Consider the following 26,658-nt stretch of genomic DNA (forward strand, 5'->3'; position numbering starts at 1 on the left):
CTCATGCTCCTCGCACGCGGCGCACAACACACCTGACCCGCGCCTCGGTCTCGACTCCAGGCACGATGGTCACTTCCGCGGTCGTACCGATGAGAGTTCCGCCGGCGCAGGGACTCCGTTGCGGGTTCACCCGCGCCGTATCGAAGCGACGGATCGGGGGTGGTCCGTGCCCCCGGACCGTCGGACGTCGGACGGGCTCGATGTCGTGGAGAGACCGGACCGACCGGCCTGCGCCGGCTCATCGCCTGGACGATGGAGGCGGACCGTTGGCCGTCGGGGATCGTCCGGTGAGCATGAGGTGTCCTCGGCTGCCGTTCTCACCCGGGCGGCGGTCACCACCCGGCCCCATCAGTGTCCGGTCCCGTGGCCCCCTCAGTCATCGGCGTGTATGAGGAACTCCGCGCCTTTTCTTCCACTCCCCGTAGTACCGGACGGTTCGTCATGCGGGCGGTATACATGGCTCCGTGGCGGCAGCGGCCCGGGGACCGAGTCCCCGGCGGTGAGGCTCCCCAGCCCTCGTCCGCGGCCGCGCGCCGCCGGCGAGTTGCACGAGCGGGACGCCGACCGAGCGGGCTCGCAAGGGTGCAGCCGCGCGTGAACGAGGTCTTCGGCGAGGTGGTCGTCGAAATGACTATGGGTGGCGAAAATCCCCGCGAACAGCGCAACCCGGCTCTTGTGAATCCGGCATGTCAGGTGAAGCGGGAATCCGGCGACACAATGCCATAGCGCTCCGGCTCGGTGAACCTGCGCGTCATCCACACAGAAAGGTCACAGCCTTGCCGCCGGGTCGCGCCTTGCCGGGGGAACGCCATCTTCAAGGGGCGATATGTCCTCCGAATGCCCATGCCGGTCCCATCCGCAAGACTCGGCTGCTGAAAAATTAGGTGAGGAAGTTGTCACCGCCGGGTCGAAAATCCGGCTCGGCGACATGGCGCGATAGCGAATCGTCTACGGAAATTTCGGACGAGTCAGGGGTGGCTGAGCCCCCGTGGACATGGTTTGATCCAGGCCAACCGGAAGTTGCACGTCCACTTCCGGGTGTCGGACGATCGTCAAGCCGGCTGGACCTGCTTGACGCCGGGCCGCTCCATAGGGCCCGTGATCACAACGAAAGCGAAAGGGAGGGCCTGCCATGCGTAAGGACGCCATGCCCCGGATCGAGACTCGCGAGATCGCTGACAGCGAGCTGGACAATGTCTCCGGCGGCATTCTCGGGACCGAAATCGTGACGGGTGGCGCAGACTCCGCACTGCCCGGCCTGCCCCCTCTGGGCGGCTCGATTTCGGGTGGCCTGAGCGGCCAGGCAGGCCCTGTCTCCGGACAGGCGGGTTTCTCCGGCGGCGCCGGCATCTGAGACGGATGCACCAAGTTCCACTTGGTCTGCATTACGCACCCACCAGCCCTTGGGAATTCCAGGGTTGTCATGGGCGTCGGCACGGCTGTGATGCCGTTGCACGAATGCGGGGCCCGGAGTGACGTCGGTCTTCAAGACCCGGTTGTGGTCTTGAAGACCGACGTTGTCGTTCGGGGAGGGTGTCGATGTCGATGCGGACGAAGAAGCCGGGGGTGTTCCCGGTGGAGACCGTGCGAGTGGTGCGGGCGGCCTTCCCGAAAGGAAGTACGGCGATCCGTCTCCGGACATGGTCGTCACCCGCTCCACAGACGAAGGCCCAGCTCAGGGATACGCCCCCGAGTTGGGCCTCTTTCGTGTCCGGGCGGATTCAGGCGCCACGCACCACCTGCCGCCTCGCCGGGCTGTTCAGCGCCCTTCGTCCGTGCGGCCCGCATCCTCCGATCGAGTCCGCCGCGCCGGTGGTCAGCCGATGGGGTTGACGAAGGTCGCCGGGTGGGTGGCGCCCTGCTGGTCGACGAGCGGGCCCCAGGGCCACTTCAGGGTGAGCGCGGTGGTCTCGTTCGGCGGGGTGACGACCGCGAAGGCGGGCTTCCAGGAGCCCTCCTCGTTCTCCTCGGCCATGCCGAGGCTGATCGTGAAGTCGGTGCTGTCCCCGGGCGCCAGAGTGATCGAGCCGTGCTTGGCCGACGAGCGGGCCAGCGACCAGCTCTGACCGCCGTTGTCGGGCTTGAGGTCCACGCCCGGGAAGCCGCCGATCACGCAGGTGCGGCTGCCCTTGTTGGTCAGCACGACGCTGGTGGTCGTCGCGCCGCCCGCGTTCGGGTCCGGGGCCGCGTCCTCGCCCATGGCGAACGACGCCTTCAGGCCCGAGGTGTGGCAGCGCTGGACGCCCGAGCCCTTCCGGCCGCTTTCGGCGGCCTGCGCGCTGCCCGGCCGCTTGCCCGCGGCGCCCGCCCTGGTGTCGACCTCGGCACCGGCGCCCGCCTCGGCACCGGCGCCCGCCCGGGCATCGGAGCCCTGCGCTCCGTCGGAGGAGCCCACGGGCCGCACGGACTTGGCGGCCGTGTCCGTGTCCGTGCGGCCCGCGGACTTCGCGCCGCCGGAGTCCGCGCCGCCGGAGTCCGAGCCGGAGCAGGCCGTCAGGGTGAGGCCGGCGACCGCGGTCAGGGCCGCGGCGGCGACGCGCAGGGTGCGGCGACGAGCGGTGCGGACAGTGGTGTTGGAGCTCATGTCGGGTCCCCCCGGGCAGTCGGTGTCGTTGCTTCCTCGGTACGCCACCCACTCTGCTCGGGGCCACTGTCGCGAAGCTGCCGCTCCCCTAACATCTCGCTAACCCGGTGTGAGCTGCGAAAAGAAGCCCGGAGAACCCGAAGAACCAAGCCTGGCCGCCTGGTTGGGAAACGCGGCGCTGTCGGGAAACACGGCGCTGTCGGGAAGCACGACGCTGCTTGCCCGAACCAGGGCATCCGACAAGTCGAGGCCACAGGCGCCCCGCGCCGCAGAAGCCGGAACGGTACGGCCCTGGGCCCCGATTCAGGCGCGCATGCGGGCCAGTTCCCTGTCCAGTTCCCCCACGGTGCCGAGCCTGATGCTCTCGTCCCGAACGGAGGGGGCGAGCGTCACGGCCACCGCCGCCTCTCCCACCTGGTCGGCGGTGAGCCAGGACGGGTCGCCGGTCGGGCGGCTGCGGTTGACGATCGGGCCGAGCAGGAGGTTGTTGACGCGGCGTTGTCCGCGCAGGTCCGCGCTCAAGGCCTCGCGCATCATCAGGACCGCCGCCCCGTGCATGCTGATGACGCCGGCCCGCGGGTAGGGCTCGCGTGCGGCGAATCCGGCGATGAGCGTGTAGCTTCCGGCCGCGTCGAGCCGGGGCACGAAGGCCCGGGCCACGGCCAGGTGCGACGTGGTGGTCTCCACGAAGTGCTTCTGCCAGTCGTTCTCGTCGGTCTGCCACAGCGTCCTGCCCATCCACCACCCGCCGATGGACGGGACGACGTGGTCGACGCGCCCGTGGTCGGCGACGATCCGTTCCGCGATTCCCGTCGCCTCGTCGAAGGTTCCGTATCCGGCGTGGAGCGGGACCAGGCGCCCGCCGGGGCGAGGGCCGATCAACTCGGCCAGCGCGTCGAGACGTTCCCGGCTCCGGCCGGGAACGACCACGGTGGCACCGGTGCGGAGGAAGGCGCGGACGATGCCTTCTCCGACGTTGCCCGTGCCGCCGGGGACGACCACGACCCGGCCGTCGAGCGGTGCGTCGTTCCGTGCGTCGGGCGCGTAGGGGGTACTCATGGGCGTTCCTTTCCTCAGGGAGTGGGCGGGGCATCCGGGGGCCGGGGCGCGGCGCGAGCGCGTGCGGACGGGCCGGTTCGCCGCGCCCCCGGCCTCGTGCGGACGGGCCGGTTCGCCGCGCCCCCGGCCTCGTGCGGACGGGCCGGTTCGCCGCGCCCGCGGCCTCGTGCGATCGGGCCTGTTCGCCGTGCCCCGGGCCGGTTGTGGTGACCCCGGTCAGGCGGACAGGACCGGGTAGTCGGTGTAGCCGCGCTCGTCGCCGCCGTAGAAGGTGGTCCGGTCGGGCTCGTTGTACGGACCGCCGGATGCCAGGCGGCGCGGCAGGTCGGGGTTGGCCAGGAACAGCGCGCCGAAGGCGATCATGTCCGCGGTGCCGTCCTCGACCAGGCCGAGGGACTGGTGGCCGGTGGGCTCGGGGTGGGTGAACGGGTTGAGGACGAACGTGCCGGGCCACTCCTTGCGCAGGCGCTCGGTCAGGCTCCGGTCGGGGCCTTCGAGCACGTGCAGATAGGCCAGGTTCAGCGGGGCGAGACCGGCCACCAGGGCCGTGTAGGTCTCCTCCAGGTCCGCCGGATCCGTCTCCGAGATGTCGTTGAAGGGGGTGCCGGGCGAGATACGGATACCGGTCCGGTCGGCGCCGATGGCCTCCGCGACGGCCGCGGCGGCCTCGACGGCGAAGCGCACCCGGCCCGCGGCGTCGCCTCCCCAGCTGTCGGTGCGCCGGTTGGCGTTGGGGGCGAGGAACTGGTGGATCAGGTAGCCGTTCGCCCCGTGGAGCTCCACCCCGTCGAACCCGGCGGCGATCGCGTTGCGTGCGGCGTCGGCGAAGTCGGCGATCGTCCGCACGATCTCGTCGTGCTCCAGCTCCTTCGGCGTGACGAAGTCCTGCGGGCCCTGGTGGGTGTACACCTGCCCCTTCGCGGCGACGGCGGACGGGCCCACCGGGATCAGACCTTCGGGCAGCAGGCCGGGGTGGCCGATGCGGCCGGTGTGCATCAGCTGCGCGAAGATCACCCCACCCTCGCGGTGGACCGCGTCGGTCACCTGCCGCCAGGCGGCGACCTGCTCGGCGGAGTGCAGGCCCGGGGTGTCGGGGTACCCCTGGCCGACCACCGACGGCTGGACGCCCTCGGTGATGATCAGCCCGGCGCCTGCCCGCTGGGCGTAGTAGGTCGCCATCAGCTCCGTCGCGGTGGCACCCGGCCCGTAGGCGCGGCTGCGGGTCATCGGCGCCATCGCCACGCGGTTGGCGAGACGCTTGCCACCCAGCTCGATCGGGTCGAACGCGGTCGTCATGATCACTCCTTCGTACAGGGGCGGGAGACGCCCGGACTGGCGGCTCTCCGTCGGCGTGCCGTGCCCAGCGCACCATTACCTGTCCGAACAAGCAAATCGCGTCAGAGCCTTCCCGCCTCGCTGCGTGAACTGCGTCACCCGCCCTCCCCCGGCGCCGGGAAACCTCCGGTCGACCGGCGGTGACCGGCCACTGAATACAAGGGGACCGCAGAGGAACACGGGGAAGCCCCGGAGCGCGGAGGGTCGTTATCCTGGCTGCATCCGGCGCAACGTGAGCCGGATTACTGTCCGGCAAAGACAAGCCGGGAAAGGACGCCATTGATGAGCCGGACAACCAACCGGAGCGGGACAACCGACCCGGACGCGCCCAGCCGGCCGTCGACCACGGCCCCGGCCGCCCCGTCGGTGCCGGTGCCCACCGCAGCCCAGGCGGGGCCGGTCAGCCACGCGATCTTCCGCGTGGCCCGTCTGCACCGCATGATCGCCGGGCAGCTCCTGCGGCCCCTCGGCCTCCACCTCGGCCAGGAACTGGTCATGATGCACCTGTGGGAGATCGGCCCCCAGCGGCAGACCGACCTCGTGCGCCTGCTCGACTCCGACGCGGCCACCATGACCCGGAGCATCAAGCGCCTGGAGAACGCGGGCTTCGTCCGCCGCCGTCCCTGCCCCGACGACAAGCGCGCCGTCATCATCGAACCGACGGCGGCCAGCCAGGCGCTGCGCCGCGAAGTCGAGAGCGTCTGGGCCGAACTCGAGGACGCCTCGACCGCCGACCTGACTCCGGACCGGCAGGCCGAAGCGCTGAACGCCCTGCGCCGCATCGAGGACAGCCTCGCCCGCACCGCCGCACGTTCCCCGGAAGGTCCCCCCGCACCGGTCACGGACGCCGGCACGACGACAGGCCGAGGCCGGGGGACGACAAGCTGAGGCCGGGGGAGGACAAGCTGAGGCCGGAAGTCACCCCGGGCGGCCGTCCCTGACGGCCATGCCGATCCCCGGGACAGGAACATCGCTGACGTGTGGGAGGGGCAGCGGGCCCGCCACCCGGATGCGGCCCGCTCCGGCCGGGTTCACTCGGAGCGATCGGCCCCGGTGCGGCGCAGTCCGCGCGTGTGACGGTATGCGCCGATGAGGATCTTCAGCATCGTGGGAACGGCGGGCCGGGCGGGAGCGGCCAGGAGACCCGGGCCCCTGCGCTCGGCAGCGTGGGCGGTGGCCTCCTCCAGGGCGATCAGGGCCCGGACGAAGGGGCGGTTGGCCGGCGGCAGGAAGCCGGTCACCGCGCGGCTCGCGACCAGGTCGGTGCGGGCCTGCTGGATGAGGCGCCCCAGCACGGCGCGGACTCCGGGGGTGTCCTGGGCGCGTTCGAGGTCGGTGCGGGTCACGCCGTGGTGCGACAAGGCGTCCTCGGGGATGGTCAGCCTGCCGTCGGCCAGGTCCTCGGCGAGATCGTTGACGAAGTCGAGCCGCTGGCTCCCGTCGATGTAGGTGCGGCAGGCAGCGCGGTAGCCGACAGGTTCGTCGCCGGGGACGAGCAGGCAGGCAACCAGCATGAAGGCGGGCAGCGAGTACTGGTCCACGTAGCGCTGGTACTCCGACTCCGTGGCGAAACCCTTGAATTCGAGGTCGGTGACCGCGGTACGGAGAAAGTCCGCGACCCGGTCGAGGAGTTGGGGGTGGCGGGCGCCGGTGTGCAGGATCGGGCGGAGCACGGGGTGGTCGCTGCTGCCGGCGGCCAGGGCCCGGCCCACCTCCTGCTCCCATGCCGCGTAGGCGGCGGCGCGCTGGGGGAGCGGGCCGTGGTCGAGGAGGTTGTCGGTGTGGTGCATGAAGGCGACAACGGCGATCAGGTGGGGGGCCAGGGGACGCGGCAGCAGCAGAAGGGCCGCGGTGTAGGCAGCGCGCTTGTACCGCGCCACCGAGGAACGCTGCCGGGTGAAGTCGTCGCGCAGCTGCGGGTCGTGAATGCCCGCGGCATCCAGCCGGGTGGTCCACATGCTCATGCGGTCTCCTTGAACGGTGGGGGCGGCAAGGGCCCGACGGGTTCGTCACGCACGGCGTGATCGGTGACCGGCGGGGTGGCAGCGGCCGGGACGGCGCGCTGCCACCCGTGACTCGTCCGAGCCCGCCGGCATGCTCATTCTCGGCCCCGGGTTCCGGTGGCGCGGCCGAGGGGCGACCGGCGGACGGGCGGGGCGGGGAACGCGATCTCGCGCCGGCGTCCCCCGCGGCTCACTATCTTGCAGCGCAAGATTCTTGCTGTGTAAGGTACTGGACATGGAGGAGACATCCGCTCCACGCGCCCAGTGGCTACGAGGCGTGCTGGACATGTGCCTGCTGGCACTGATGGCGGAAGCCCCGATCTACGGATACGAGATGACCGTCCGGCTCGGCGAGGCAGGGCTGGACGTCGCCGACGGGTCGATCTACCCGGCGTTTGCACGCCTGCGCAAGCGCCAACTGGTCGAGGCGGAACGCCGTACCGGAGAGGGGGGCCCCGCCCGTACCTACCACCGGCCCAGCGAGGCCGGTCTGCAGATGCTCCGAGCATGGAGCCGCGACTGGCACGCGTTCGCCACGAGCATCGGCTCCATCGTCACCCACACCGCGGAGAAAGAACCATGACCATGACTGTCGAAACCGCGATCTCCCAGGCCATGGAGACATGGCGCCGACTCGGAGTCGGCGAGGAAGCAACCGCCGAAATGGCCGAGGAACTGGCCGCCGACCTGACCGCCGCGGCCTTCGACGGCCGGGACCCCGCCGACTACCTCGGGGGTGATGTGGACGCGCTTGCCACGTCCTGGGCGGTCGAACGCGGGCTTCTGCCCCTGCACCTGCGTCTGAAGGAGACAGCGGTCGCCGCGGGCAAGGGAGCCGTCGCGCCGGCCGTCCTCGCGCTGGGATTCTGCTACGTATCGTGGAGCCATCTGCTCGACCCCTGCTCGGACATGGGCCTCGGCGGCGAGGCGAGCGCCTGCCGCGGCACGCTCGACGCTCCCTGGATGTGGGTCGGTTGGGTCCTGTGCGCCGTCGTCGCGTTCTTCCTGATCCGGCGCACCGTACGGGTGACGCTCCAGCGCCACCTCGCCGCCCGGCGGGAAGCGACGCTGCACGCCCTGACCAGGGCCGTCGCACCGATCATCGTGGCAGCCGCGCTGGTGGGCGGGGGGATCGGCCTGCTGGCACCGGCCGTGTTCGGGTACTTCGCCGTCCTCGGCTTTCCGGTGGCCCTGGCCGGGATACTCGGGACCGTCGCGGCGGGAGCCGCCCTGGTCCGGTACCGGACCTGCCCGACGACGGACCACCCGGAGGCCACGGTGCCCCCGCAGTAGGCGGGGGAACGCGCCGGTCAGCAAGGCCAGTGAACTGCGGCCGCTGATGCGGGTGCCGAAACCGGGCCTGACACCCGGATGACGGCACGACCGGCTCGCCGTCACCGAACCGGACGTGGGGCACAGGGTGTTCCCGGACGCCCTGCGCCGCTGAGCGGATCCGCACGAGCCGCCACTCCCCCCGCACGGTGCTGCACGGGGAAGTGGCCCGTCACGACGCCGGCTTCACTCCTGCCGCGTCAGCAGCGGTGGAGCGAGCCCGTCCGGCCCGTGATGTTCCCCGCGGACACCCAGCCGGTGCGGTCCGTGCCGCCGACGCCACCGAAGATCCACTCACTGCCGCGGGTGTTCTTGTAGGAGCACCAGAAGGAGAACCGGGTGCCCGAGCGGTACGACTTCGAAGCGCAGTCCGAGTAGGGCTGCTCGAAGACCGGGGTCCTCCCCTTCAGACGTCCGGAGCCACTCGAGTTGTTCTTCACCACGTATGCGGCGTCGCAGTGGCCGCCGGCGACGGCCTCGGAGGTGCCGAGTCCCACGAAGGACCCTCCGAGAAGTGCGCCGGCCGCCAGCGCCGTTGCGGCGCGTTTCCGCAGCTCCATGTGAAATCCCCCGTAGAAAGCGTGTGGAACCGAAAGAACGTGATCATCCGAACGCGGTGATCTCCTGCCCGCGTCAAGCTACCCGCCCGTCGGGAGCGCCGAGGGCCCGAGGGGCACGATCAGGACAGGCCTCCCCGGGAGTTCGGCCGGCGGGTGCGATGGCCTGGAGCCACGGCTCAAAGCCCGGACATGCCATGCCCCCTGTCCACACCCCTCCCACGCTAATGCGCTAATTGGCGCGTTTGAGTCCCTCGCGGAGAGGCCGGGCGGCGTCGGCGACGGGCCGTCCACCGCCCCCGCCCCGCCCCCGGCGCCCCTCGGCAAGCACGAAGGGCCGCGGTGAATCCACGTCCGGCTCCCGGCGGTCACCTCCGGGCGGACGAACCGCCGCCACCTCCGGCGCGCGGAGCACTCGCTCCGGTATCTATCCTTTTGATGCCGATATCGACCGATCGGGACATGGAGTGCGGAGGCACCGACCGGCGGCAGCGAAGGGGGCGGCATGCCTGCACCACCAGCGACGCCGGGGCCCGGGCGGGGCGGCCGGGGCGGCCACGCTGCGGGCGATCGTTCCCCGGGGCGGAACGGTTCTCCGGAGCGGAACGGCTCTCCCGGGCGGTACGGGGAGGACGCGTTCGAGCCGGACGTCCCCGGCGAGTCCGAGCGCATCGACTACGGCGCGCTCACCTACGACCCGCTCACCCGGGCGCGCCTGCTCGCTCTCGGAGTGGGGCCCGGGTGGCGCTGCCTCGATGCCGGCGCCGGAACCGGGACCGTGTCCGGCTGGCTCGCCCATGACGTCGGAGTGGCCGAAGTGGTCGCGGTCGACCGGGACATCCGGTTCCTGAGCGATGCCGCCGACGCCACCCTCCGGCCGTTGGGGGCCGACGTCACGGACCCGTCCTTCGATCCGGGCGGCCGCTTCGACCTGGTGCACACGCGTTTTCTGCTGATGCACCTGCCGGGCCACGAGCAGGTGCTGTCCCGGCTCGCGGGACTGGTGGCCCCCGGTGGATGGCTGATGGCCGGCGACGCCGTCGAGCCGACCGCGGACGCCTCGCCGGACTCGCCGGAATCACCGGACTCGCCGTACCGGGCGGCCATGCGGGCCATGTGGCAGGCGCTGCGGGAGACCATCGGCACGGACATCGGCTGGGTGCCCGGGTATCCGCAACGGCTGCGTGCGGCCGGGCTGACCGACGTCGGCGCCGAGGTGTACGTACCGCCGCTCGGCCCCGGGCGGCCGATCACCGCGTTCTGGCTGGAGACCTGGGCCCGGCTGCGCGGCCCGATGCTCGGAACCGGCCTGGTGGACGCCCGGACGCTCGACGCCGCCGTGGAGTCGCTGGCCTCGGGCTCCTGCACCGGACTCTCCCCCGGAATGATCTCCGCCTGGGGCCGGCGGCCGTGACGGGGCAGCCGGCCCGCTGGGCGGCCCTCCGCCCCGGACCGCCGGAGACATGCGCGGCGACCCGGTCCGGTCACCGTGGTGCCGCCGGGCGCCATCGGCACTGCTCGGGCCGCCGATGACCAGCGCGTTCGACTTCTCGGGGTGACCGCTGCCGGTCGGGACCTCCGGGCCCTGTCGTCGGACTCCTAGCGGGTCTGCGCCCACACCGCCAGCAGGCCCACCACCGCCGTGCCCGCTCCGTAGCAGGCACCGCGCAGGAACTGGTCGGCCGCGACCCTCCGGCGCCGGACGAGCCAGCCGGCCAGCCCCCGCCCCGAGCGCCGGCAGCGCGCCACGGCTGCCGCCAGCCGCCGGGCCGCGGCCGTCCGGAGCGGGATCGGCGGCTGTTCCGTCGGACCCCCTTGCGGGGTGCTCGGACACCCCCGTGGGGTGTGCTCGTCATGCACGGTCTCTGCACCTGCTTCCTTGTGTCGTGGAACCGAAGGGGGTGGGTCGGGCAGCCGCGGGGCGGGCGGGCGGACCGGGGAGCCCTGGAGGGTGGGTCGGTGCGTCGGGGCGGGCCGGGGACGTCCCGTGCCGGCGCGGCCGGGACGGCCTCGCCGGCTGATGGTCGGCCGGGTACGGCGTCCCGGCCCGGTGGTCGTGCCGGGCGTCCCGGTCCGGTGGTCGTGCCAGGAAGGCGGCCGGCGTCGCGTCAGGGGACGGGAAGCGCCGGTGCCGCGGCGGCCAGGGGGCGCGTACCGGCCGCGGCGAGCAGCTGCTCCACCGTCTGCGCCGGGCGGATGAGCCGGAAGGTGACCCGCCCGTCGGCGCCCACGCGTACTCCGTGAACGGCCGGCTCGGGGAGCGAGTTGTACAGGAACGGCGTGGAGAAGTAGTAGGCGCCGGTGTCCGGGAGGACGACGATGTCGCCCACGTCGAGGAGCGGCAGCGGCCGGTTCCGGGCCAGCAGGTCCCCGGCGAAGCAGCACGGCCCGGCGACGTCCTGCCGCGTCGTCCGCCCGTGCTTGGCGGCGCCGCGGGCGTCGTGGGCGTCGACCCGCAGCGGCCAGGCGTCGGGAGCGAACACGGTCCGGGTGGCGACCTGGGCGCCGGCATGCGTGATCGCGACCGGCCGCCCGCCGACGGTCTTGGTGTACTCGACATAGGCGGCGGTGAAGCCGTTTTCGGCGAGGAGCGAGCGCCCGAACTCGGTCACGATCTCGTACGCGCCGGTGAACAGCGCGGGCGCGTGCGCACGGAGCCGGTCCGCGTAGGCGTCGAAGCCCGGAGTGACCTCGTCGCTCCGGAAGTTGACCGGGAGCCCGCCGCCGATGTCGATGCCGACGACCTGGCGGTGGCCCAGAGTCTCGTTGATCTCCTCGGCGAACTCCACGGCGCGGGCGATGCCCTGGGCGATCAGGTCCAGGGGGCAGCCCTGCGAACCGACGTGGGTGTGCACCCAGGTGAGCCAGGGTCGGTCCCGGTAGGCGTCGAGCAGCCGTTGCCGGTTGCCGGGGTCCTCCAGCGGGATGCCGAACTTCGAGGTGCTGGTGGCCGTGCTCATCGCCGCGATCGCACCGCCGCCGACCTGCGGATTGACGCGGATGCCGAGCCGGGAGGCGGACGGCCGGGCGGCCAGGAGCCGGTCGATGCGGGCCAGTTCCTGGAAGCTGTCGGCGTTCACCGCGACGCCCAGGCGCAGCGCCTGCTCCAGTTCGGCCCGGGTCTTGGCCGGGGCGTCGTACACGATGTCCGCGGGGTCGAAGCCGGCCGCCAGCGCCTGGGCCAGCTCCCCGGCGCTGGCGACCTCGCACCCCATGCCGTTCAGGCGCAGTTCCTCCAGCACGGGAATGAGGCAGTTCGCCTTGGCCGCGAAGGCGTGCCGGACCGGGAGCCCGTCGGGGAACGCGCCGTGCAGGGCCGCGACGCTCTCGGCGATGCCGTCGAGATCGACGAAGCCGGCCAGCACGGCCGCGTCGGGGTCGAGCAGTCCCTGTTCGACGGCTGCCCGCAGGATCCGTTCGCGCCGTTCCGCCGTCCTGCTCATTTGCACTCCTCCGAGGTCGATGTCCTGGACCGCCCGTCGACCTTCGACCTTCGACCTTCGACCGTCGCCGGTCGCTCGTCGCTCGTCGCTCGTCGCCGGGCGTGCCATCAGGTTCGCCCCGGTCCGGTGGCCGGGTCTTCGTGGCGTTCCCCGGACTTTTCCGGCCGCGTTGTCGGCGCAGGGCAACGGCGGGACGGTGGAACGCGGTTGTGGTGCGGGACGACTACGGCGGCGGGTCGGCTTCGTGCGCCGGCACCAAGGGCGAAGGAGTCGGCCCGTCACCCGGGACGTTCCCCGTCGCCCCCGCCGTCGCGGGCGAGCAGGCGCAGTTGCAGGTGGGCCAGCAGACGGGCGTCGGGGTCGCGCAGGTCGATGCCCGACAGCTCGGTCAGCCGACGGATGCGGTAGCGCAGGCTGTTGGCGTGCACGCCCAGCACCCGGGCGGCGGCGGGCACATCACCGAAGTGGTCGAGGTGCACCCGCAGGGTCTCCAGCAGGGTGCCGCCGCCCTGCTTGGCGTCGAGCGCCATCAGCCGGGCCACCGGGGTCTCCGGGGCCGGGGCCAGCCCCTCCAGCGCGTCCATGACCTGGTTCAGGGCGACCGCCTCGGCCACCTCGCTCGTGAAGGCCACGGCACGGTTCCCGCCGGCCGACACCAGGGCCCGTACGGCCAGTTCGGCCGACCGCCGGGACTCGGGCAGCTCCGCCAGGGCTCCGACGACCGTGCCGAGGCCGATCCGCACGGCCGTACCGAACACCTCCGACAGCTGCCGCACCAGTGCCGTGCCCAGCCGTGCCACTTGGTCCTCGGCCCGCTGCCGGGCCGGATCCAGGGTGCTCAGCAGCACCAGGGCGCCCCCGTCGAGCGTCACCACCACGGTCTGGTGGCCGTACGCCGTGCACTGGAGCCCCAGCAGGCTCGTCAGCTTCCCGTGGTCGACGCCGCCCGGAGCGTTCCCGGTCCGTACGGCCAGGACCGCGCAGTGTCCGTGCGGCGGGAAGGCGGCGCGCTCGGCCAGCACCCCGGCGGGCCCCCTCCCGTCCAGCAGGGCGCGGGCCGCCTCCTCGACGAGCCGGGCCTGCCCGCGGTGGCAGCGGTGATGGACCAGGTGCACGGCGGCCATCCGGGCCGCGGACCGGAGGGTGTCGGCGGCGTCGGGTGCCAGCGAGCGGCCGGCGGCGGCCACCCAGATCGACCCCAGCACCTCGCCGCCGGCCCGCACCGCGACCACCAGCCGCTCCGGGTTCTCCCCGTGCTCGGGGCGGTGGATGACGTCCCCCGAGCCCCACAGGGCCCGGAAGAAACCCGCCTCCTGCATCGCGGCGACGCGCCACTGGGGCACCCGGCGGCCGAGGATGGTCCGCCGGCGCAGTTCGTCGACGTCCTCCTCGGTCGAGGAGTAGGCCAGGACCCGGGACTCCATGTCCTCGACGGTCACGGACCCGCCGACCAGGGCGGCCGTCGCGTCGGCGAGGGCGTTCAGGTCGCCCAGCGCCACCCCGGCCAGGGCCGGATCTGCGGGGAGCCCCACCGAGAACAGGCCCGCGCGCAGCTCGGCCATCAGCTTCGTCCAGCTGAACCACGCCGTGCGGAACAGTACGGCCGTCCCCGCGTCCTCCGCGGCCGTCCGCAGCGCCGCGGGCGCCGGCCCCGAACCGCCCCGCCCGAAGACCACCGCGACCGTCCCCGCCCGGCCCGCGTCCCGCACGCAGTCGACCGCGAGGGCGGACTGCGGATCGATCCCCACCGCCAGCAGCACCTGCCCCGGCGGCATCCCGGGCTCCAGCGGGTCGAACAGCGTGACGCCCGCGACCGGCACCTGAAGGCCGCGCGGAGCCACGCACAGCTCCAGCGCGCCGGTGCCCATCACCGACAGCAGGCTCTCCAGCGTCGGTTCGGACGCGGCGTCGTCGTCCGGCCCGAGCGTTCCCATCACCGTCATCCGGCTCCCCCTCCGCCAGCACCCCCAGTAACGGTGAGTTTAGGAGTCGTTACGTGATCGGGGAGGGGGAAGGGGTGCAGAGGAGTGATCATTCGTCAGGAGCGAGCGGGACCGGGCAGTGGGTGTGCCGGGCGGTGGACGCCACCCCTTCCTCTCCCGCTCCTCCCGCTCCTCGTGCTCACGAGGTCGCCACGAGGTCGCCCATGGACGGACCCTTATGAATGCCTGGTCAAGGCCTGTCAGGAATCTCTTCCCCCGGATGTGGCGGACGCGGAAAGCTCGGATCGTCCCATCCATGTGAAGCTCGGCTGTTCCAACGGCACGGCGGGGACGTCGTACTTTCCGCGGACCCGGTTCAAGCCGGGTCCGCAGCTCTGCATGGATGTGGGCTGCCGGGGCTCCTGGTCCGGCCCGATCTGCTGGAAGGTTCCTGAGCCGGCTCCGTCGTCCGGCTCGTTGACCCGGGCGGCCTCACCGGCCCCGCGCCCGCTCCGCGCCGCAGACCGTGTCGCGGGCCGGGCGCTCACCGGTCGTGAGGAACGCGGTGACCGTACGGTCGCCGCACGCGTTGCCGTTGTCCAGGTAGCTGCCGTGCCCGCCCCGGTCGACGGTGACCGTGCGGGCCCGTCCACCGAGGGCCTCGCGCATCTTCCGGGCCCCGGCGTACGGAGTGGCGGGGTCCCGGAGGTTCTGGACGATCAGGATGTTGGACGGGCCGTCGTCGGTGATCCGGGTGGGCTTCTCCACCGGCGCGCCCTTCCAGAAGGCGCACGCCGGGACGCTCGCCGGGCTTCCCGCCGTGAGCGGGTGCCGGACGCGGTCCGCGGCCACCGCACGCCGGTACGCGGGGACCGACGTCGGCCAGCGCACGTCGTTGCAGACCGCCGCCATCGTCGCCGAGGCCTCCGTATCCCGCAGGGGCCCGGCGACGGCGGGCGGCAGAACGGGCGTGGCCTCCGGGTCCCGGGCGTCCCTGATCAGCCGGGCCAGGGCAGGGAACGCGGTGTCGCTCTCCAGGGCCACCTGCATCGCCTGCCGCAGCCGGTTGCCGGTGAGCGGGACATCCGGCACGTCCGACCGCTTCGGATCATGGTCCAGCCGCGCGGCCAGGGCCAGGAACTGCGGCCGTACGTCCTCGCTCCGCCGGGCGAGCCGGAGCCCCTCGTCCTCCCGGGCGGGGTCCGCCGCCCAGGCCGCGAAGTCGGGGAAGCGGTCGTCCGCGCCCGCCGCGGTGTTCCGCCGCCAGCCGTACGCGACCCGGGCCGGATCGGGGTCCCCGGCGCTGTCCAGGACCCAGCGGTCGGTGTGCTGCGGGTACTTCTGGGCGTAGACCGCCCCCACATAGCTGCCGTACGAGACACCCCAGGCCGACAGCGTCCGCTCGCCCAGCGCCCGGCGGAACCGGTCGATGTCGCGCACCTCGTTGGCGGTGGTCATGCTGTGCAGCACGGGGCCGCCGTGCCGTTGGCACGCCTCGGCGACGCGCCGGGCGCGGGCGACGTTCCCCGTGATGCCGCCGTCCGGATCCGGCCAGGCGAGCAGGTGCACCAGATGCCGGTCGCCGGGGTCGAGTTCGCAGCTCGCCGTCGTACTGCCGCCCGCGCCACGTGGGTCGAGGCTGACGAGGTCGTAGGCCCCGGCCGTCGCCTTCCGCAGTGCCTCGCCCTTGCGCCGCAGGTGCTGCACCCCGGATCCGCCCGGCCCGCCGGGAATCATCAGCAACGTGCCCCGTCGCGCGGCGGGCTCCTCGCTGCGCAGCCGGGTCACGGCGAGGGTGAGCCGCGGACCGTCCGGGTCGCGGTAGTCGACCGGTACGGGCAGCGTGGCGCACTCCTGCCCGGCGGGGCCGTCGGGCGTCGCGCAGGGCTTCCAGGCGAGAGCGGGTAACGCGGTCCGGGCGTCGGCGCGGGCTGCCGTCGGGGTTTCGGAGGTCGAGGTTCCGGAGGTCGAGGTTCCGGCAGTCACGGATCCCGCTGTCAGGGATCCCGCTGTCAGGGCTCCGGCAGTCAGGGCTCCGGCAGACGAGCTTCCGGACGTCGGGGCCGCGGGGCCGGCGCCGGTGGCCGGGGCGGCCGAACCCAGCGTGCCGACGACCGCGGCGAGAGCGAGCAGCAGGGGAGTTCGCATGCGTGGTGTCATGTCGCAAGCGTTGTTCCCCGGGGTGTCCGGTGACCATGGAGCAGCCGGGACACCGCGGGCTGGTGCGGCCCCCACCCCGGCCCGGGGGACGGCGGGGCCCCGTCCCTGCCCCGCCCGCTCGGGGCTTCACCCGGTGGCCCGGGTGCGGCCCGGTGGCCCAGGTGCAGCCCAGCCGCCCCGCCGGCCACGCACGGGACGGCACCCCGTGGGAGGACCGCTTCGCGACGCGCCGGGGTCCGCCCCCTCCTCGGCCCCGGCATCAGCCCCGTCCGCCCCGGGGAACTGCCGTCCGGCCACACCCGCTCTACGCTGGAACCCGGAGCCGGAACAGGGTTCGGAACGCGGAGCGGGGCGAACCCACCAGCCGACCGCGCGGGGTGATGCCGATGCTCGACCTGTCCTCCGCTCTGTCGGACCTCCCGACGGCACGGGACCGCGCGCCGTGGCCGCACCACGAATACGTGCGGGGCTGGGGTGTGTTCGGGCTGCCCTTCGACTCCGGGCACGTCCTGGCGCTGCGCGTCTTCCCCGAGAACTCCTTCGCGCCCTACCGCACGCTGTGGCACCGCGACCCGGCCGGCAGCTGGTCGATCCACGTCGACGGCCCGCGGCTGGACACGGCCTGCCCCCGGTACTACGGCGCCGCCTGCGACCGGACCGGATTCGCCCGCATCGGTCTCATCTGGACGGGTCCGGCGTCCCTGCGGGTGACCGTGGACGCGCTCCGCCTGGACTGGACTCTCACCGCCTCGTCCACCCGGCTGCTCGATGTGCTCAACGCGGTGGGCGCCGCACTGCCGCCCGCCACCTGGCGGACACGCGCCCTGGTCCGGGCCCGTGAACTGACCGCCCGCGCCCTGGGCATGGGCGATCTGCGGCTGACCGGGGTGATGCCCAGCGGTCACCGGGGAATCCTCATGCCGCGACGGATGTACTTCGTCGAGGACTCCCGGGCCGTGCTCGACGGCGACGACCTCGGCAGGCCCGTCCGGCTGCGGCGGAACCCACGGATCGGCGAGGTGCCGCTGCCGGCCCGCGGTGTCCTCGCCATCGGGGGCGCGGCCTGGCCGATCTTGGACCGGGCGGCTTACGAGCGCACCCGCGTCGAGACCGCCCGTTGGACCGGACTCGCCCACCCGGCCGACTGAGCCGGCCGCGTACGCGAGCAGCACCCCGGCGAACAGCACTGCTGTGCAGGGACGTTGAGGCAGCGGGCCGGCCCGGCGCGGCCCGGAGCCGGTCGCGCGCGGGACAGGGCAGGGGACCCAACGGGCCCGGACCGTAACGGAACCTGCGGGGACCGGCATGAACCCCACGGGGACGAGCATGGACCCCACCGGGGACCGGCATGGATCCGACGGGGACCGGACCGGCAGCGGACCGGCAAGGACGGCCTTCGCGCCGCACCGGTCCGGTATACAGTGCGAAGATCGTGCAACTTTGACCACACGGGGGGCCGTCATGGCACTGTTCGGCAACGCGCACACCATCGATCCGGTGACGGCGCAGCAGGAGTACGCGCGGCTGCTGGGGCAGGGCGAGCAGGTGCACGCCGCCTTCCTGCTGATCCGGGACACCATCCTTTTCACGGACCGCCGCCTCATCCTCGTCGACAAGCAGGGGATCACCGGCAAGAAGGTGGAGTACCACTCGGTTCCGTACCGGAGCATCACCCACTTCGCGGTGGAAACCGCCGGCACCTTCGACCTGGACGCGGAGCTCAAGATCTGGATCTCCGGCAGCGCCACGCCGATCCAGAAGACGTTCACCAAGGGCGTCGACATCTACGAGGTGCAGGCCATCCTCACCCAGTTCGTGGCCCGCTAGCCGGCCGACGGAACGCGGGATCCGGCGCGGACGGAAACAAGGGTCCGGCCCGGACGGAACGCGGGGTCCGGCCCGGACGTCCGCGCCGGATCCGCAGGGGGCGAATCTCCGGGGCGAACCGCAGCGCCGAACCGCATCTCCGCCGGTCAGCGCCCTGCGCGGGCGGGGCACGGTGCTGCGCGCCGGGCCCCGTGGACCTTGGTAGCGTGCGTGCACGAGACGAGGAGGCGGCGCGCGGACCGGGTGCGCGGTCCAGACGAGAGGAAGCCGATGATCTTCATCACCGCCAAGTTCAGGATCCGTCCCGAGGACGCCGACCGCTGGCCGGAGATCGCCGCGGACTTCACCGCGGCCACCCGCCGTGAGCCGGGCTGCCTGTGGTTCGACTGGTCCCGCAGCATCGAGGACCCGACGGAGTACGTGCTGGTCGAGGCGTTCCGGGACGGCGACGCGGGCGCGGCCCACGTGCAGTCCGAGCACTTCCGGACCGCCCAGCGGACCCTGCCGCCGCACCTGGCCGAGACCCCGCGGATCGTGAACGCGGACATCCCGCAGGACGACTGGTCGCTGCTGGGCGAGATGGCCGTTCCCGGCGGGGAGTAGCCCGCCCCGGCGCGGAGTAACGCGACCGGCACCGCCCCCGGCGGACGGCCGGTATCGGAACCGGAGCCCCGGGCCATCGGCCCGGGGCCCCGTCGTGTCACCCGTCGTGTCACCCACCGCGCCACGCACCGCACCCGGCCGAGCTGCCGCTCCGCCGCTCTGTCGCTCTCCCGCTCTGCCGACCGGTTCGGCACCTCCGCGGGTTCAGCGGCGCGGCCCGTGCGGGCGGGGGCTCAACCAGCCTGGGCAGCAGCCGCGTTCCCCTTCTGCAGAGTCGGCAGAGACGGCAGGTAGGGCAGCTGCGGCAGATGAGCGAGCGCGGTGATCAGCCGAGCCGGCATGTAGGCGGGCCAGTGACGCCGCCCCACCAGGTAGGGCACATACCCGAGGTCCCGGCTCGCCTGTATCTCGTCGTCGGTCTCCGCCTGGTACACCATCCGGCAGCCTCCGGCGGCGTCCCTGGCCCGCTGCCACAGCGCGGGCGCGGGCTTCCGCTCCTCCTCGGTGCGCGGGGTGAAGATACGGTCGCCGAAGTCCGCCCAGTCGAAGGGGCGCGATCCCTTCCAGTCCTTGTCGATCACTCTCTTCAGCTCCGCCGCCCGTTCGGCGTCGGTCGCGCCCCAGGAGGACGGCACGTTGGTGATCAGGCCGACGGGAATGTTGCGGGCGCGCAGTGCGCGCAGATGTGCGGCGGCTCCCGGCATGTAGCTGATGCTCTTGTCCTCGGCCGTGTGCACCAGCGTCTCGCCGAGGTCGAAGTACACGACCACGCACCGGCGGCCCCGGCCGGAGTCGGTGCCGGAGTCGGTGCCGGTGTGGGTACCGGTGTGGGTACCGGTGTGGGTGTCGGAGTGCTCGTCGGTGGCGGTGCGGGGTAAGCGCTCGGCGGCGCCCGCGGCGGTGGCCGACAGGGTCATCACCGCCACACAGCCGAGAGCGAGCAGCATCCGGCCGGTGATCCTCCGAGCGGAGGTCTTCTTCATGGGACTGCCTTTCCGTGGGGGGCTCCAGATCATATGCGCGCCATGTCCACGTCATACCCGTGTACGCGGAAATCTCTTCCGTGGACGTCCCCTTCCGACCGCCCCTCCGCGCCACCCGTTCCCCACGGCTCCCTCCCCCTCCGGCCGGCACACACGGCACCCGCCGCGGCGCGGTGGCGTGCTCGATCCCCGTGCGCCGAGCACGCCGCCGGCTCTCCCCTCCCGGACCGACTCCCGGACGGGCCGCTTCCTTCCGCACCGGCCCGTAAGCGGTCGGGGAGTTCTAGGGCCTGCTGTCCGGCCGCCGCCGCAGGACCGTCAGTGCACGGTCGAACGCGGAGTCCCGGCGGTGCGCGAACTCCGCCTCGGTGAAGACGGGTTCGGAAAGGTGCGGGGGAACCCCCGCACCGTCGAAGGTGCGGCCGGAGGAGGTGAGGAACTCCTCGTTGGGCACGCCGACGGTCCAGCCGTTCGGCAGGGTGCGTCCCATGACGTCGGAGAACACGCCCTGGGTGGGCTCCCCGATGCGGACCGTCCGCCCCGGCCGGTCCATCAGGGCCTGGGTGAAGGTCTCCCCCGCGCTGATGGTGCTGCCACCGGTCAGCACGGCGACGGGGCCCGTGAAGCGCGGCGCGGCGGCGGGCCGGACGTACACCGGCCGCGGCTCGGTGTGCCGGGACGGATCCGCCGGGTCGTTGCGGGCGCGCTTGGTGTACGCGAAGTGGGTGCGGCCGGTGAGGCGGGAGGCGAGCCGGAGCCCCAGCGCGTCGTAGCCGCCGCCGTTGATCCGCAGGTCGATGATCAGTCCGCGCATGCCGCGGGTGCGCTCCGGCGTGAGGACGGCGTCCAGGGCCCGGTCGAGCTCCGCCCGGTGCGCGGCGTAGCCGGGGTGCCGCTCGTCGGTCCAGCCGGAGAAGCCGGACAGGCGCAGATAGCCGAGGTCCCCGGGCAGGTCGGCGAATCCGATGCGCCCCCGGGCGAACGTCCGCAACGGCCGCCCGCCGAGGTCCCGTTCCTGGATGTACGCCGTGACGTCGCGGTCCAGGTCCGGGCCGGGCAGGGTGGTGCCGGGGCGGCTCGTCCCGAAGCGGCGGCCGGGGCCGCCGTCGATGCTGACGTGGGCGTCGTGGAGCGGCTCGATCATCTTGCGGAAGACGGCGAAGAGTTCGTCGTCGGTGGTTCCGGCGTGCACCTCGGGCCGGTAGCGGTCCCGTACCGCCGACCAGTCGATGCCCTTGGCCGCGAAGAACGGATAGTTCTCGTCGAGGCTCCGCCAGAAGACGTCGAAGACGGCACGCGGATCGTCGGAAGCGGGCCTGGTGCAGGCGGCGGGCAACGCCCCGATACGCCGCAGGCCACGGTCGCCCGCGGAGCCGTGCACCTGGAACGACGCCCGGGCGGGCCGGGGTCCGGGGCCGACGGTCAGCGTGCCGGCCTCGTCGTCGGACAGCGCGAAGCGGACGGCGCGGGAGCCGCCCCCGCCCTCGTCCGTACTCCGCCCGCTCATCCCGCGCAGACAGCTGACCGCCGTGGTCTGGTACTCCCGAAGCCGACCGTGGTGCACGGCCAGAACGGTGCCGTAGCCGTCCATGCGCCAGACACCGTCCGCCGGCCGGTCCGCCGCCGCTCGGCCGGTGGTAGCTGCCCCTCCGGTCGTCGCCGTCCCTCCGATCGATGCCGTCCCTCCGATCGATGCCGTCCGCCCGGTCGTTGCCGTCCCCCCGGTCGTCGCCGTCCCCCCGGTCGTCGCCGTCCGCCCGGTGTCCGCCGCGGTGGGGCCGGCGGGCAGCAGCGACCCGGCGGCGGCCAGCAGCAGCACCGCGGCCAGCCCCGTGCCCGCCGTACTCCTCCTGTTCTCCTCGGCCTTCCCGGCTCGGCGCCTCTCGGTCTTCTCGACCCGGGCCCGCCCGGACGTCGTGGTTCCCCCGGACCTCGTGGTCCTCGCGGACGCGGTGGTTCCCCCGGACGTCGCAGTCCTCGCGGACACGGTGGTTCCGCCGGACGTCGTGGCTCTCCCGGACGTGGTGAACCGGCTGGTGATACGCATGGAAAGCACGCCCCGTTCGTGAGTCGATGGGTGGTCGATCACCCACCGCCATGCTTCCGGGACGGGTACCTGCCGCGTAATGACGGCAGCAGGCGGAAGCAGAGGGAGAACAACCACCCCTCGGGGATACGTGTGCGCCACACCCCCGCCCGGCCCAGCGGGCTTAGACATCGGCCGGGAGCATGGACCCCACCATGTTGCCCAGGTGCTTGATCCCGTTGATGTACGGAAAGGGCGCTGGTAATGAGGTGTCGAGCCATTGCCCGCGTGCCTCAGTCCTTCCGCGCCTCAGTTCTTCCGCATGCGGGCCACGGTGTCCCTGATCGCGGGCAGCCGGTCGTACAGCGCGTCGCCCGGACAGCGGGTCTGGTGGCTGTCCCGGTGCCCGGAGATCACATGGAATTCGGCGGTGGCGCCCTTCCGGTACCGGCTCTCACCGTTCGTCGAGACCAGCCGCACCGTGCCCCGTGGATCGGCCCCGGGCCGCAGCTTCCACGCGGCGAGCTTCGCTATGCCCTCCAGGAGCGGCTTCGGCACGGTCACCCCGGCCCCGAAATTGCCCAGGGCTGCGATCCCGACGCTGTCGTCGTTGAACCCCTGGGTGTGGGCACCGTGCACCGGGCGTCCGACCCCGCCCGCCCGGCCCTCGTAGATGTTGCCGCAGCGGTCGACGACGAAGTTGTAGCCGATGTCGTCCCAGCCCTCGACCCTGATGTGGTCCATCTGCAACGCCCGGAGCATGGCCGGGACGTCGGCGCAGTCATAGCCGTTGGGATGTCCGGTGTGATGGATGAAGACGGCGTTCACCGGGCCCGTGTACGTCGCCCGGTGCCGGACCATGCGCTCGTCCGCCCGCCACACCGACCGTTTGACGATGGCGGGCTGCGGGGCCGTGCGCGGCGCGGCCGGGCCGACGGCGACGGGTTCCGGCGGCAGCAGCCGCACGGGGGCATCGCGCATCACCAGCAGAGCCAGCGGCAGCACCACGGCGCCCAGGGCGAGTCGTCGGGACCACATGGCACCACCCTGCGCGCGAGCAGTCGTTCCGGGCCGGTGAGCGAGCCATTCGGGTGACGTCCGGCCGCCCGCACCGGCACCGCCGCGGTTGCGGTCCGGACCGCGCGGCACCCCGCGCCGGCCCCCGGCACCCGCCCCGCACCGCACCCCCCGGGTCCGGGGTACGGCCCGGGCGGGCAGCGGCCCCGCCCCACTCGGCGGCCCCGGCGCCCGAACCCCAACCCCCCTGCCGATCCCGGCCATTGCTCCGGGGTCACTTCTCGGCCACGGGCTACGATGACCGATCATGGAGATATACGCCGTGTACGTGCTCATCGCCGTGGTGATCCTGCTGAGCGCAGGAACGGAGCGCAGGATTCAGCGGATCGACCGCAAGGTCACCCGAATGGACCAGAAGCTCGACGTGATCCTCGACCACCTCGGTCTCCAGGCCGCGGGCCCGGATCTCCACCGGGTCGAGGCGCTGCTGCGGGAGGGCCAGACGATCTCCGCGATCAAGGCCTACCGGGAGATCACCGGCGCCGACCTGAAGAGCGCCAAGGACGAGGTCGAGCGCATGGCGGCGCGGCAGAGCTGAGGCCGGGGCCGGGCGGACCGAACCCCGCCCGGACCCGGGCACCCGGCGTCGGCCCGACGCCCCGGCCCCGCGCCCGGCGGTCCGCCCCCCGGCCAGGCCCCGGCTCCCCCGCAGGCCGCTGCCTCGCCCGAGCCGCCACCGCGCCCAAGCCACCGTCCCTCTCAAGCCCCCTCCCCCGAGCCGCCCCTCGCTCGAACCGTCACCACACTCGAGCCGGCACCACACCCCAGCCGGCACGTCGCTCGGGCCTGGACGTCGCTCAAGCACCGCCACCCGCGCTCAAGCCGCCACCTCGCTCGGGGTCAGCACCACGAAGTCCGCTCCGGCCGGGTCCAGGCAGACCGCCAGCCGGCCGACGCCCTCCGCGTCCTCCGGTCCCATCTGCACCGTGCCGCCCTTCTGTCTGACCCGGGCGACCGTGGCGTCGCAGTCGGCGGAGGCGAACACCGGGTGCCAGTAGGGACGTCCCCCGGTCGCCGTCAGGTGCTCGGCCGGGAGCTGCATCAGTCCGCCGTGCATCCGGTCCGGGTTCAGCCCGGCGGGCGTGATCAGCCCGTAGGCGCCCCCGCCGCCCGGCAGCTCCATGTCCTGGAACTGCCAGCCGAAGAGGCTGCCGTAGAACTCCTTCGCCGCGGCGGAGTCCGTGGTGTACAGCTCGGTCCAGCAGAGGGAGCCCGCTTCGTCCACCGCCTCCAGGCCCCTGTTGCTCTGCGGCTGCCACACCGCGAACTGGCCGCCCTGCGGGTCGGTGAACTGGGCCAGCCGGCCCATGCCGTCGGCGTCGAGCGGGGCCACCCGCACCGTGCCGCCCAGCCGCTCCACGGACTGGGCCGTGGCGTCCGCGTCCCCGGTGTGGAGGTAGATCATCCACGCGGACCGGGCGCCCTCCTCGGTGAGCGGGCCGATCGCGCCGACGGCCTTGCCGTTCAGCCGGAAGAGGCCGTACTGGCCGCCCTCCGGGTCGTAGGACTGGAATTCCCAGCCGAAGACCGAGGTGTAGAAGTCGGTCGCGGCGGCGACATCGGGGGCGCCCAGATCGATCCAGCAGGGGGAACCGGGCACAAAGTCAGTGGTGATCACGGCCATTCCCTTCGCACGTCCCATACGCGCATCCATGAGGAGGAGAGCTGGTGGTCAGCTCGGTACTCAGCGTGACACCCGCCACTGACAGTCGCCCGTCAGCCACTCCGCCCGGCCTTCCGAACATCACCACCGGACACCGCGCCACACGGCCCGGCCACCGCGCCGCACAGCCCGGCCGCACGTCACCCACCGTCCCGGCGCATGCCCTACGGAGCGTCACCAGCGGCCCGTCCGCCGCGAAATGGCCTCGCGGAGGTGTCGGGGCCCGGCACTACACTGCTCCGCATGCGGTCGCCCGCGGGCTGCCGTGCCGTCCCCGAGCGAAACCGAGGTGCGTCCGGGCACCGGAGCCGAGCGGTCACCGTTCCCACCGGGCCGAGGTGCCGCCGCACCCGGCGGTGCCGCGGAGCGCGTGGAAGACGGCAGGGGCCACCGCGGCCGTCGTCACGGCGGGCGCCGCCGCATCCGGAAAGACCGACTGCCCCACCCCGTGGTCACCGGCGGGAACGTCCGCCCGCCGGAGCCGCCCGTCGAAGGGTCCCGTGTGAACCGTGCCGCCGTCCCGACCCCGCTGACCCGCTACGGCTGGACCGACGCGCTCGCAGCGGAGTTCGCCCCCCACGCAGCCGACGGGCTCGTCCCCGGCCGCATCGTGCGGGTCGACCGCGGCCGGTGCGAGGCCGTCGCCGACGCGGGCGAGGGCCTGCTGACCCTGCACGCCGACACCGGCCCGGTGACCTCCCCGGACCCGGTGCGGAACCCGTGCACCGGCGACTGGGCGGCCATCGACGCCGAGCGGCGGACCGTACGGGCGCTGCTCCCGCGCCGCACCGCGTTCATCCGCTCCACGTCCTCGCAGCGGTCCGAGGGCCAGGTCCTGGCCGCCAACGTCGACATCGCCCTCATCGCCGTCTCCCTAGCCGCCGAGCTGGACCTCGGCCGGGTCGAACGTTTCGTCGCGCTGGCCTGGGAGAGCGGCGCGGAGCCCGTGGTGCTGCTCACCAAGGCGGACGTGGTGCCCGACGCCATCGGCCTGTCGTATCTGACCACCGATACGGAGGCGGCCGCTCCGGGCGTGCGGGTGCTGCCGGTCAGCGCGGAGAGCGGGCTGGGCCTCGACGTGCTCACCGAGCTCCTCGGCGGCGAACAGGGCCGGACGGCCGCCCTCCTCGGCCAGTCCGGAGCCGGGAAGTCCACCCTCACCAACGCGCTGCTGGGGGACGAGGTGCAGGACGTCCGCGCCACCCGCGACAGCGACGGCAAGGGGCGGCACACGACGAGCACCCGCGATCTGCTGCCGCTGCCCGCCGGCGGGGTCCTCATCGACACCCCGGGGCTGCGCGGTGTGGGGCTGTGGGACGCGGAGGACGGCGTCGCCCAGGCCTTCGCCGAGATCGAGGAGCTCGCCCGCGACTGCCGCTTCCACGACTGCTCGCACACGGTCGAGCCCGGCTGCGCGGTGCTCGAAGCGATCGAGGACGGCACACTGCCGGAGCGGCGGCTGGAGAGCTACCGCAAGCTGGTCCGGGAGAACGAGCGCATCGCCTCCCAGAGCGATGCCCGGCTGCGCGCCGACATCCTCCGGGAGTGGAAGCAGAAGCGCGCCCTGGGCCGTCACATGATGGAACGCAAGCGCGGACCCCAGGCCTGAAACCCCGCGCCGGGCCGGGCCCGTTCACCTGCCCCGGGCCGGCCCCGCACCGCTCCGCTCACCGCCCCGGGCCACCGCTCCCACCGGTACCCGGACCGACCCGCTCACCACCCCCGGGCCGGCCCCGCTCACCGATACGCGGCCACGAAGTCCCGGAGGGTGGCGATGGACTGGAGGGAGTCCAGGTTCAGGTCCTCGTCGGCCACGTCCACCCCGTAGCGGGCCTTGATGCCGCGGAGCAGGGCGGCGCCGGCCAGCGAGGACAGGGCGATCTCCGGCCCGAAGAGTTCGGTGTCGGCGGGCAGCCGGTCGATCGCCTCCCGGTCGGTCCGCAGGGCCTCGGCGAGCAGAGCGCGGATGGTCCGCTCCACCTCGGTCGTCGTCATGTACTGCGCCATCGTCGGCGTCTCCTTACCGGGACTCTTGCAGAAGGCCCCGGCGTTGACGCCGGGGATGGATGCGTCTCAAGGCTGCT

Annotated in this window: 26 protein-coding genes and 1 pseudogene; 12 read left to right on the top strand and 15 right to left on the bottom strand. The window is 73.1% G+C overall.

Annotated features, from left to right (window positions below):
- Nucleotides 1–594: 594 nt before the first annotated feature.
- A complete protein-coding gene (locus AC3EQ1_RS27440) occupies nt 595–726 on the top strand; it encodes a hypothetical protein (protein ID WP_432097021.1) in 132 nt (43 codons plus the stop codon).
- A gap of 406 nt (nt 727–1,132) precedes the next feature.
- Nucleotides 1,133–1,354 carry a type A2 lantipeptide gene (locus AC3EQ1_RS27445; RefSeq protein ID WP_432097022.1) on the top strand — a complete coding sequence of 74 codons (222 nt, stop codon included), beginning with the start codon at nt 1,133–1,135 and terminating at the stop codon, nt 1,352–1,354.
- Between the two features lie 462 nt (nt 1,355–1,816).
- Here AC3EQ1_RS27445 and AC3EQ1_RS27450 read toward each other — a convergent pair whose 3' ends face one another.
- From AC3EQ1_RS27450 to AC3EQ1_RS27460, 3 genes are all read right to left on the bottom strand, one after another.
- Nucleotides 1,817–2,584: a DUF4232 domain-containing protein gene (locus AC3EQ1_RS27450; protein WP_432097023.1), complete on the bottom strand. Its 768-nt coding sequence runs from the start codon at nt 2,582–2,584 to the stop codon at nt 1,817–1,819.
- Nucleotides 2,585–2,887: 303 nt separating this feature from the next.
- Nucleotides 2,888–3,643 carry an SDR family NAD(P)-dependent oxidoreductase gene (locus AC3EQ1_RS27455; protein ID WP_432097024.1) on the bottom strand — a complete coding sequence of 252 codons (756 nt, stop codon included), beginning with the start codon at nt 3,641–3,643 and terminating at the stop codon, nt 2,888–2,890.
- 216 nt (nt 3,644–3,859) lie between these two features.
- Complete coding sequence (locus AC3EQ1_RS27460; protein ID WP_432097025.1) at nt 3,860–4,939, bottom strand: alkene reductase; 1,080 nt, start codon at nt 4,937–4,939, stop codon at nt 3,860–3,862.
- Between the two features lie 321 nt (nt 4,940–5,260).
- Here AC3EQ1_RS27460 and AC3EQ1_RS27465 point away from each other — a divergent pair, with 321 nt between their 5' ends.
- Nucleotides 5,261–5,866, top strand: coding sequence for a MarR family winged helix-turn-helix transcriptional regulator (locus AC3EQ1_RS27465; protein ID WP_432097026.1), 606 nt, complete (start codon nt 5,261–5,263; stop codon nt 5,864–5,866).
- A gap of 143 nt (nt 5,867–6,009) precedes the next feature.
- Here AC3EQ1_RS27465 and AC3EQ1_RS27470 read toward each other — a convergent pair whose 3' ends face one another.
- Nucleotides 6,010–6,942: a squalene/phytoene synthase family protein gene (locus AC3EQ1_RS27470; protein ID WP_432097027.1), complete on the bottom strand. Its 933-nt coding sequence runs from the start codon at nt 6,940–6,942 to the stop codon at nt 6,010–6,012.
- 274 nt (nt 6,943–7,216) lie between these two features.
- Between AC3EQ1_RS27470 and AC3EQ1_RS27475 the strand changes: the two genes are divergently transcribed.
- On the top strand, nt 7,217–7,564 hold the full coding sequence (locus AC3EQ1_RS27475) for a PadR family transcriptional regulator (protein ID WP_432097028.1): 348 nt from the start codon (nt 7,217–7,219) through the stop codon (nt 7,562–7,564).
- Entirely contained in the window at nt 7,561–8,274 is a 714-nt protein-coding gene (locus AC3EQ1_RS27480; protein ID WP_432097029.1) for a hypothetical protein, read from the top strand. Before AC3EQ1_RS27475 ends, AC3EQ1_RS27480 begins: the two co-directional genes overlap by 4 nt.
- A 239-nt stretch (nt 8,275–8,513) precedes the next feature.
- Here AC3EQ1_RS27480 and AC3EQ1_RS27485 read toward each other — a convergent pair whose 3' ends face one another.
- Nucleotides 8,514–8,873 (bottom strand): hypothetical protein, encoded by a 360-nt coding sequence (locus AC3EQ1_RS27485; protein WP_432097030.1) that lies wholly within the window; start codon nt 8,871–8,873, stop codon nt 8,514–8,516.
- A gap of 502 nt (nt 8,874–9,375) precedes the next feature.
- Here AC3EQ1_RS27485 and AC3EQ1_RS27490 point away from each other — a divergent pair.
- Nucleotides 9,376–10,284: a class I SAM-dependent methyltransferase gene (locus AC3EQ1_RS27490; RefSeq protein ID WP_432097031.1), complete on the top strand. Its 909-nt coding sequence runs from the start codon at nt 9,376–9,378 to the stop codon at nt 10,282–10,284.
- A gap of 185 nt (nt 10,285–10,469) precedes the next feature.
- On the opposite strand, the gene AC3EQ1_RS27495 is transcribed toward AC3EQ1_RS27490, so the two are convergent.
- From AC3EQ1_RS27495 to AC3EQ1_RS27510, 4 genes are all read right to left on the bottom strand, one after another.
- Nucleotides 10,470–10,730, bottom strand: coding sequence for a hypothetical protein (locus AC3EQ1_RS27495; protein ID WP_432097032.1), 261 nt, complete (start codon nt 10,728–10,730; stop codon nt 10,470–10,472).
- A gap of 248 nt (nt 10,731–10,978) precedes the next feature.
- Complete coding sequence (locus AC3EQ1_RS27500; RefSeq protein ID WP_432097033.1) at nt 10,979–12,313, bottom strand: type III PLP-dependent enzyme domain-containing protein; 1,335 nt, start codon at nt 12,311–12,313, stop codon at nt 10,979–10,981.
- A 278-nt stretch (nt 12,314–12,591) separates the two neighbouring features.
- Complete coding sequence (locus AC3EQ1_RS27505) at nt 12,592–14,256, bottom strand: PucR family transcriptional regulator (RefSeq protein WP_432097034.1); 1,665 nt, start codon at nt 14,254–14,256, stop codon at nt 12,592–12,594.
- Between the two features lie 471 nt (nt 14,257–14,727).
- The gene (locus AC3EQ1_RS27510; protein ID WP_432097035.1) at nt 14,728–16,221 is read right to left on the bottom strand and encodes an alpha/beta hydrolase; all 1,494 of its coding nucleotides are present in this window, start codon (nt 16,219–16,221) and stop codon (nt 14,728–14,730) included.
- Nucleotides 16,222–16,781: 560 nt separating this feature from the next.
- Between AC3EQ1_RS27510 and AC3EQ1_RS27515 the strand changes: the two genes are divergently transcribed.
- The 3 genes from AC3EQ1_RS27515 (at nt 16,782) to AC3EQ1_RS27525 (ending at nt 18,825) form a co-directional block, all read left to right on the top strand.
- Complete coding sequence (locus AC3EQ1_RS27515) at nt 16,782–17,543, top strand: hypothetical protein (RefSeq protein WP_432097036.1); 762 nt, start codon at nt 16,782–16,784, stop codon at nt 17,541–17,543.
- A 313-nt stretch (nt 17,544–17,856) separates the two neighbouring features.
- Nucleotides 17,857–18,222 carry a PH domain-containing protein gene (locus AC3EQ1_RS27520; RefSeq protein WP_432097037.1) on the top strand — a complete coding sequence of 122 codons (366 nt, stop codon included), beginning with the start codon at nt 17,857–17,859 and terminating at the stop codon, nt 18,220–18,222.
- 270 nt (nt 18,223–18,492) lie between these two features.
- Entirely contained in the window at nt 18,493–18,825 is a 333-nt protein-coding gene (locus tag AC3EQ1_RS27525; RefSeq protein ID WP_351506719.1) for a putative quinol monooxygenase, read from the top strand.
- 233 nt (nt 18,826–19,058) lie between these two features.
- Here AC3EQ1_RS27525 and AC3EQ1_RS27530 read toward each other — a convergent pair whose 3' ends face one another.
- Nucleotides 19,059–19,808 (bottom strand): HAD family hydrolase, encoded by a 750-nt coding sequence (locus AC3EQ1_RS27530; protein WP_432097038.1) that lies wholly within the window; start codon nt 19,806–19,808, stop codon nt 19,059–19,061.
- Nucleotides 19,809–20,091: 283 nt separating this feature from the next.
- Nucleotides 20,092–21,399, bottom strand: a complete 1,308-nt coding sequence (locus AC3EQ1_RS27535) for a S41 family peptidase (protein ID WP_432097039.1) — start codon at nt 21,397–21,399, stop codon at nt 20,092–20,094.
- A 43-nt stretch (nt 21,400–21,442) separates the two neighbouring features.
- Here AC3EQ1_RS27535 and AC3EQ1_RS27540 point away from each other — a divergent pair, with 43 nt between their 5' ends.
- A complete protein-coding gene (locus AC3EQ1_RS27540; protein ID WP_432097040.1) occupies nt 21,443–21,877 on the top strand; it encodes a hypothetical protein in 435 nt (144 codons plus the stop codon).
- A gap of 144 nt (nt 21,878–22,021) precedes the next feature.
- Here the strand turns inward: AC3EQ1_RS27540 and AC3EQ1_RS27545 are convergent.
- Both AC3EQ1_RS27545 and AC3EQ1_RS27550 read right to left on the bottom strand, forming a co-directional pair.
- Nucleotides 22,022–22,115: pseudogene (locus tag AC3EQ1_RS27545) on the bottom strand (class I tRNA ligase family protein); the annotation flags it as partial.
- A 28-nt stretch (nt 22,116–22,143) separates the two neighbouring features.
- Nucleotides 22,144–22,872, bottom strand: coding sequence for a peptidoglycan recognition protein family protein (locus AC3EQ1_RS27550; protein WP_432097041.1), 729 nt, complete (start codon nt 22,870–22,872; stop codon nt 22,144–22,146).
- Nucleotides 22,873–23,158: 286 nt separating this feature from the next.
- Here AC3EQ1_RS27550 and AC3EQ1_RS27555 point away from each other — a divergent pair, with 286 nt between their 5' ends.
- Nucleotides 23,159–23,449: a hypothetical protein gene (locus AC3EQ1_RS27555; RefSeq protein WP_432097042.1), complete on the top strand. Its 291-nt coding sequence runs from the start codon at nt 23,159–23,161 to the stop codon at nt 23,447–23,449.
- Nucleotides 23,450–23,728: 279 nt separating this feature from the next.
- Here the strand turns inward: AC3EQ1_RS27555 and AC3EQ1_RS27560 are convergent, their stop codons facing one another.
- Nucleotides 23,729–24,529, bottom strand: coding sequence for a VOC family protein (locus AC3EQ1_RS27560; protein ID WP_432097043.1), 801 nt, complete (start codon nt 24,527–24,529; stop codon nt 23,729–23,731).
- Between the two features lie 547 nt (nt 24,530–25,076).
- Between AC3EQ1_RS27560 and rsgA the strand changes: the two genes are divergently transcribed.
- On the top strand, nt 25,077–26,183 hold the full coding sequence (gene rsgA / locus AC3EQ1_RS27565; RefSeq protein WP_432097044.1) for a ribosome small subunit-dependent GTPase A: 1,107 nt from the start codon (nt 25,077–25,079) through the stop codon (nt 26,181–26,183).
- Nucleotides 26,184–26,311: 128 nt separating this feature from the next.
- Here rsgA and AC3EQ1_RS27570 read toward each other — a convergent pair whose 3' ends face one another.
- Nucleotides 26,312–26,581: an acyl carrier protein gene (locus tag AC3EQ1_RS27570; RefSeq protein ID WP_432097045.1), complete on the bottom strand. Its 270-nt coding sequence runs from the start codon at nt 26,579–26,581 to the stop codon at nt 26,312–26,314.
- Nucleotides 26,582–26,658 lie beyond the last annotated feature (77 nt).

The sequence above is a fragment of the Streptomyces sp. bgisy100 genome, from assembly GCF_057709105.1.

Bases quoted from the DNA above. Each gene is read 5' to 3' on its own strand.
- AC3EQ1_RS27445 (WP_432097022.1), top strand. From the start codon at position 1,133: ATGCGTAAGGACGCCATGCCCCGGATCGAGACTCGCGAGATCGCTGAC.
- AC3EQ1_RS27450 (WP_432097023.1), bottom strand. From the start codon at position 2,584: ATGAGCTCCAACACCACTGTCCGCACCGCTCGTCGCCGCACCCTGCGC.
- AC3EQ1_RS27455 (WP_432097024.1), bottom strand. From the start codon at position 3,643: ATGAGTACCCCCTACGCGCCCGACGCACGGAACGACGCACCGCTCGAC.
- AC3EQ1_RS27460 (WP_432097025.1), bottom strand. From the start codon at position 4,939: ATGACGACCGCGTTCGACCCGATCGAGCTGGGTGGCAAGCGTCTCGCC.
- AC3EQ1_RS27465 (WP_432097026.1), top strand. From the start codon at position 5,261: ATGAGCCGGACAACCAACCGGAGCGGGACAACCGACCCGGACGCGCCC.
- AC3EQ1_RS27470 (WP_432097027.1), bottom strand. From the start codon at position 6,942: ATGAGCATGTGGACCACCCGGCTGGATGCCGCGGGCATTCACGACCCG.
- AC3EQ1_RS27475 (WP_432097028.1), top strand. From the start codon at position 7,217: ATGGAGGAGACATCCGCTCCACGCGCCCAGTGGCTACGAGGCGTGCTG.
- AC3EQ1_RS27480 (WP_432097029.1), top strand. From the start codon at position 7,561: ATGACCATGACTGTCGAAACCGCGATCTCCCAGGCCATGGAGACATGG.
- AC3EQ1_RS27485 (WP_432097030.1), bottom strand. From the start codon at position 8,873: ATGGAGCTGCGGAAACGCGCCGCAACGGCGCTGGCGGCCGGCGCACTT.
- AC3EQ1_RS27490 (WP_432097031.1), top strand. From the start codon at position 9,376: ATGCCTGCACCACCAGCGACGCCGGGGCCCGGGCGGGGCGGCCGGGGC.
- AC3EQ1_RS27500 (WP_432097033.1), bottom strand. From the start codon at position 12,313: ATGAGCAGGACGGCGGAACGGCGCGAACGGATCCTGCGGGCAGCCGTC.
- AC3EQ1_RS27505 (WP_432097034.1), bottom strand. From the start codon at position 14,256: ATGACGGTGATGGGAACGCTCGGGCCGGACGACGACGCCGCGTCCGAA.
- AC3EQ1_RS27515 (WP_432097036.1), top strand. From the start codon at position 16,782: ATGCTCGACCTGTCCTCCGCTCTGTCGGACCTCCCGACGGCACGGGAC.
- AC3EQ1_RS27520 (WP_432097037.1), top strand. From the start codon at position 17,857: ATGGCACTGTTCGGCAACGCGCACACCATCGATCCGGTGACGGCGCAG.
- AC3EQ1_RS27525 (WP_351506719.1), top strand. From the start codon at position 18,493: ATGATCTTCATCACCGCCAAGTTCAGGATCCGTCCCGAGGACGCCGAC.
- AC3EQ1_RS27530 (WP_432097038.1), bottom strand. From the start codon at position 19,808: ATGAAGAAGACCTCCGCTCGGAGGATCACCGGCCGGATGCTGCTCGCT.
- AC3EQ1_RS27535 (WP_432097039.1), bottom strand. From the start codon at position 21,399: ATGGACGGCTACGGCACCGTTCTGGCCGTGCACCACGGTCGGCTTCGG.
- AC3EQ1_RS27550 (WP_432097041.1), bottom strand. From the start codon at position 22,872: ATGTGGTCCCGACGACTCGCCCTGGGCGCCGTGGTGCTGCCGCTGGCT.
- AC3EQ1_RS27555 (WP_432097042.1), top strand. From the start codon at position 23,159: ATGGAGATATACGCCGTGTACGTGCTCATCGCCGTGGTGATCCTGCTG.
- AC3EQ1_RS27570 (WP_432097045.1), bottom strand. From the start codon at position 26,581: ATGGCGCAGTACATGACGACGACCGAGGTGGAGCGGACCATCCGCGCT.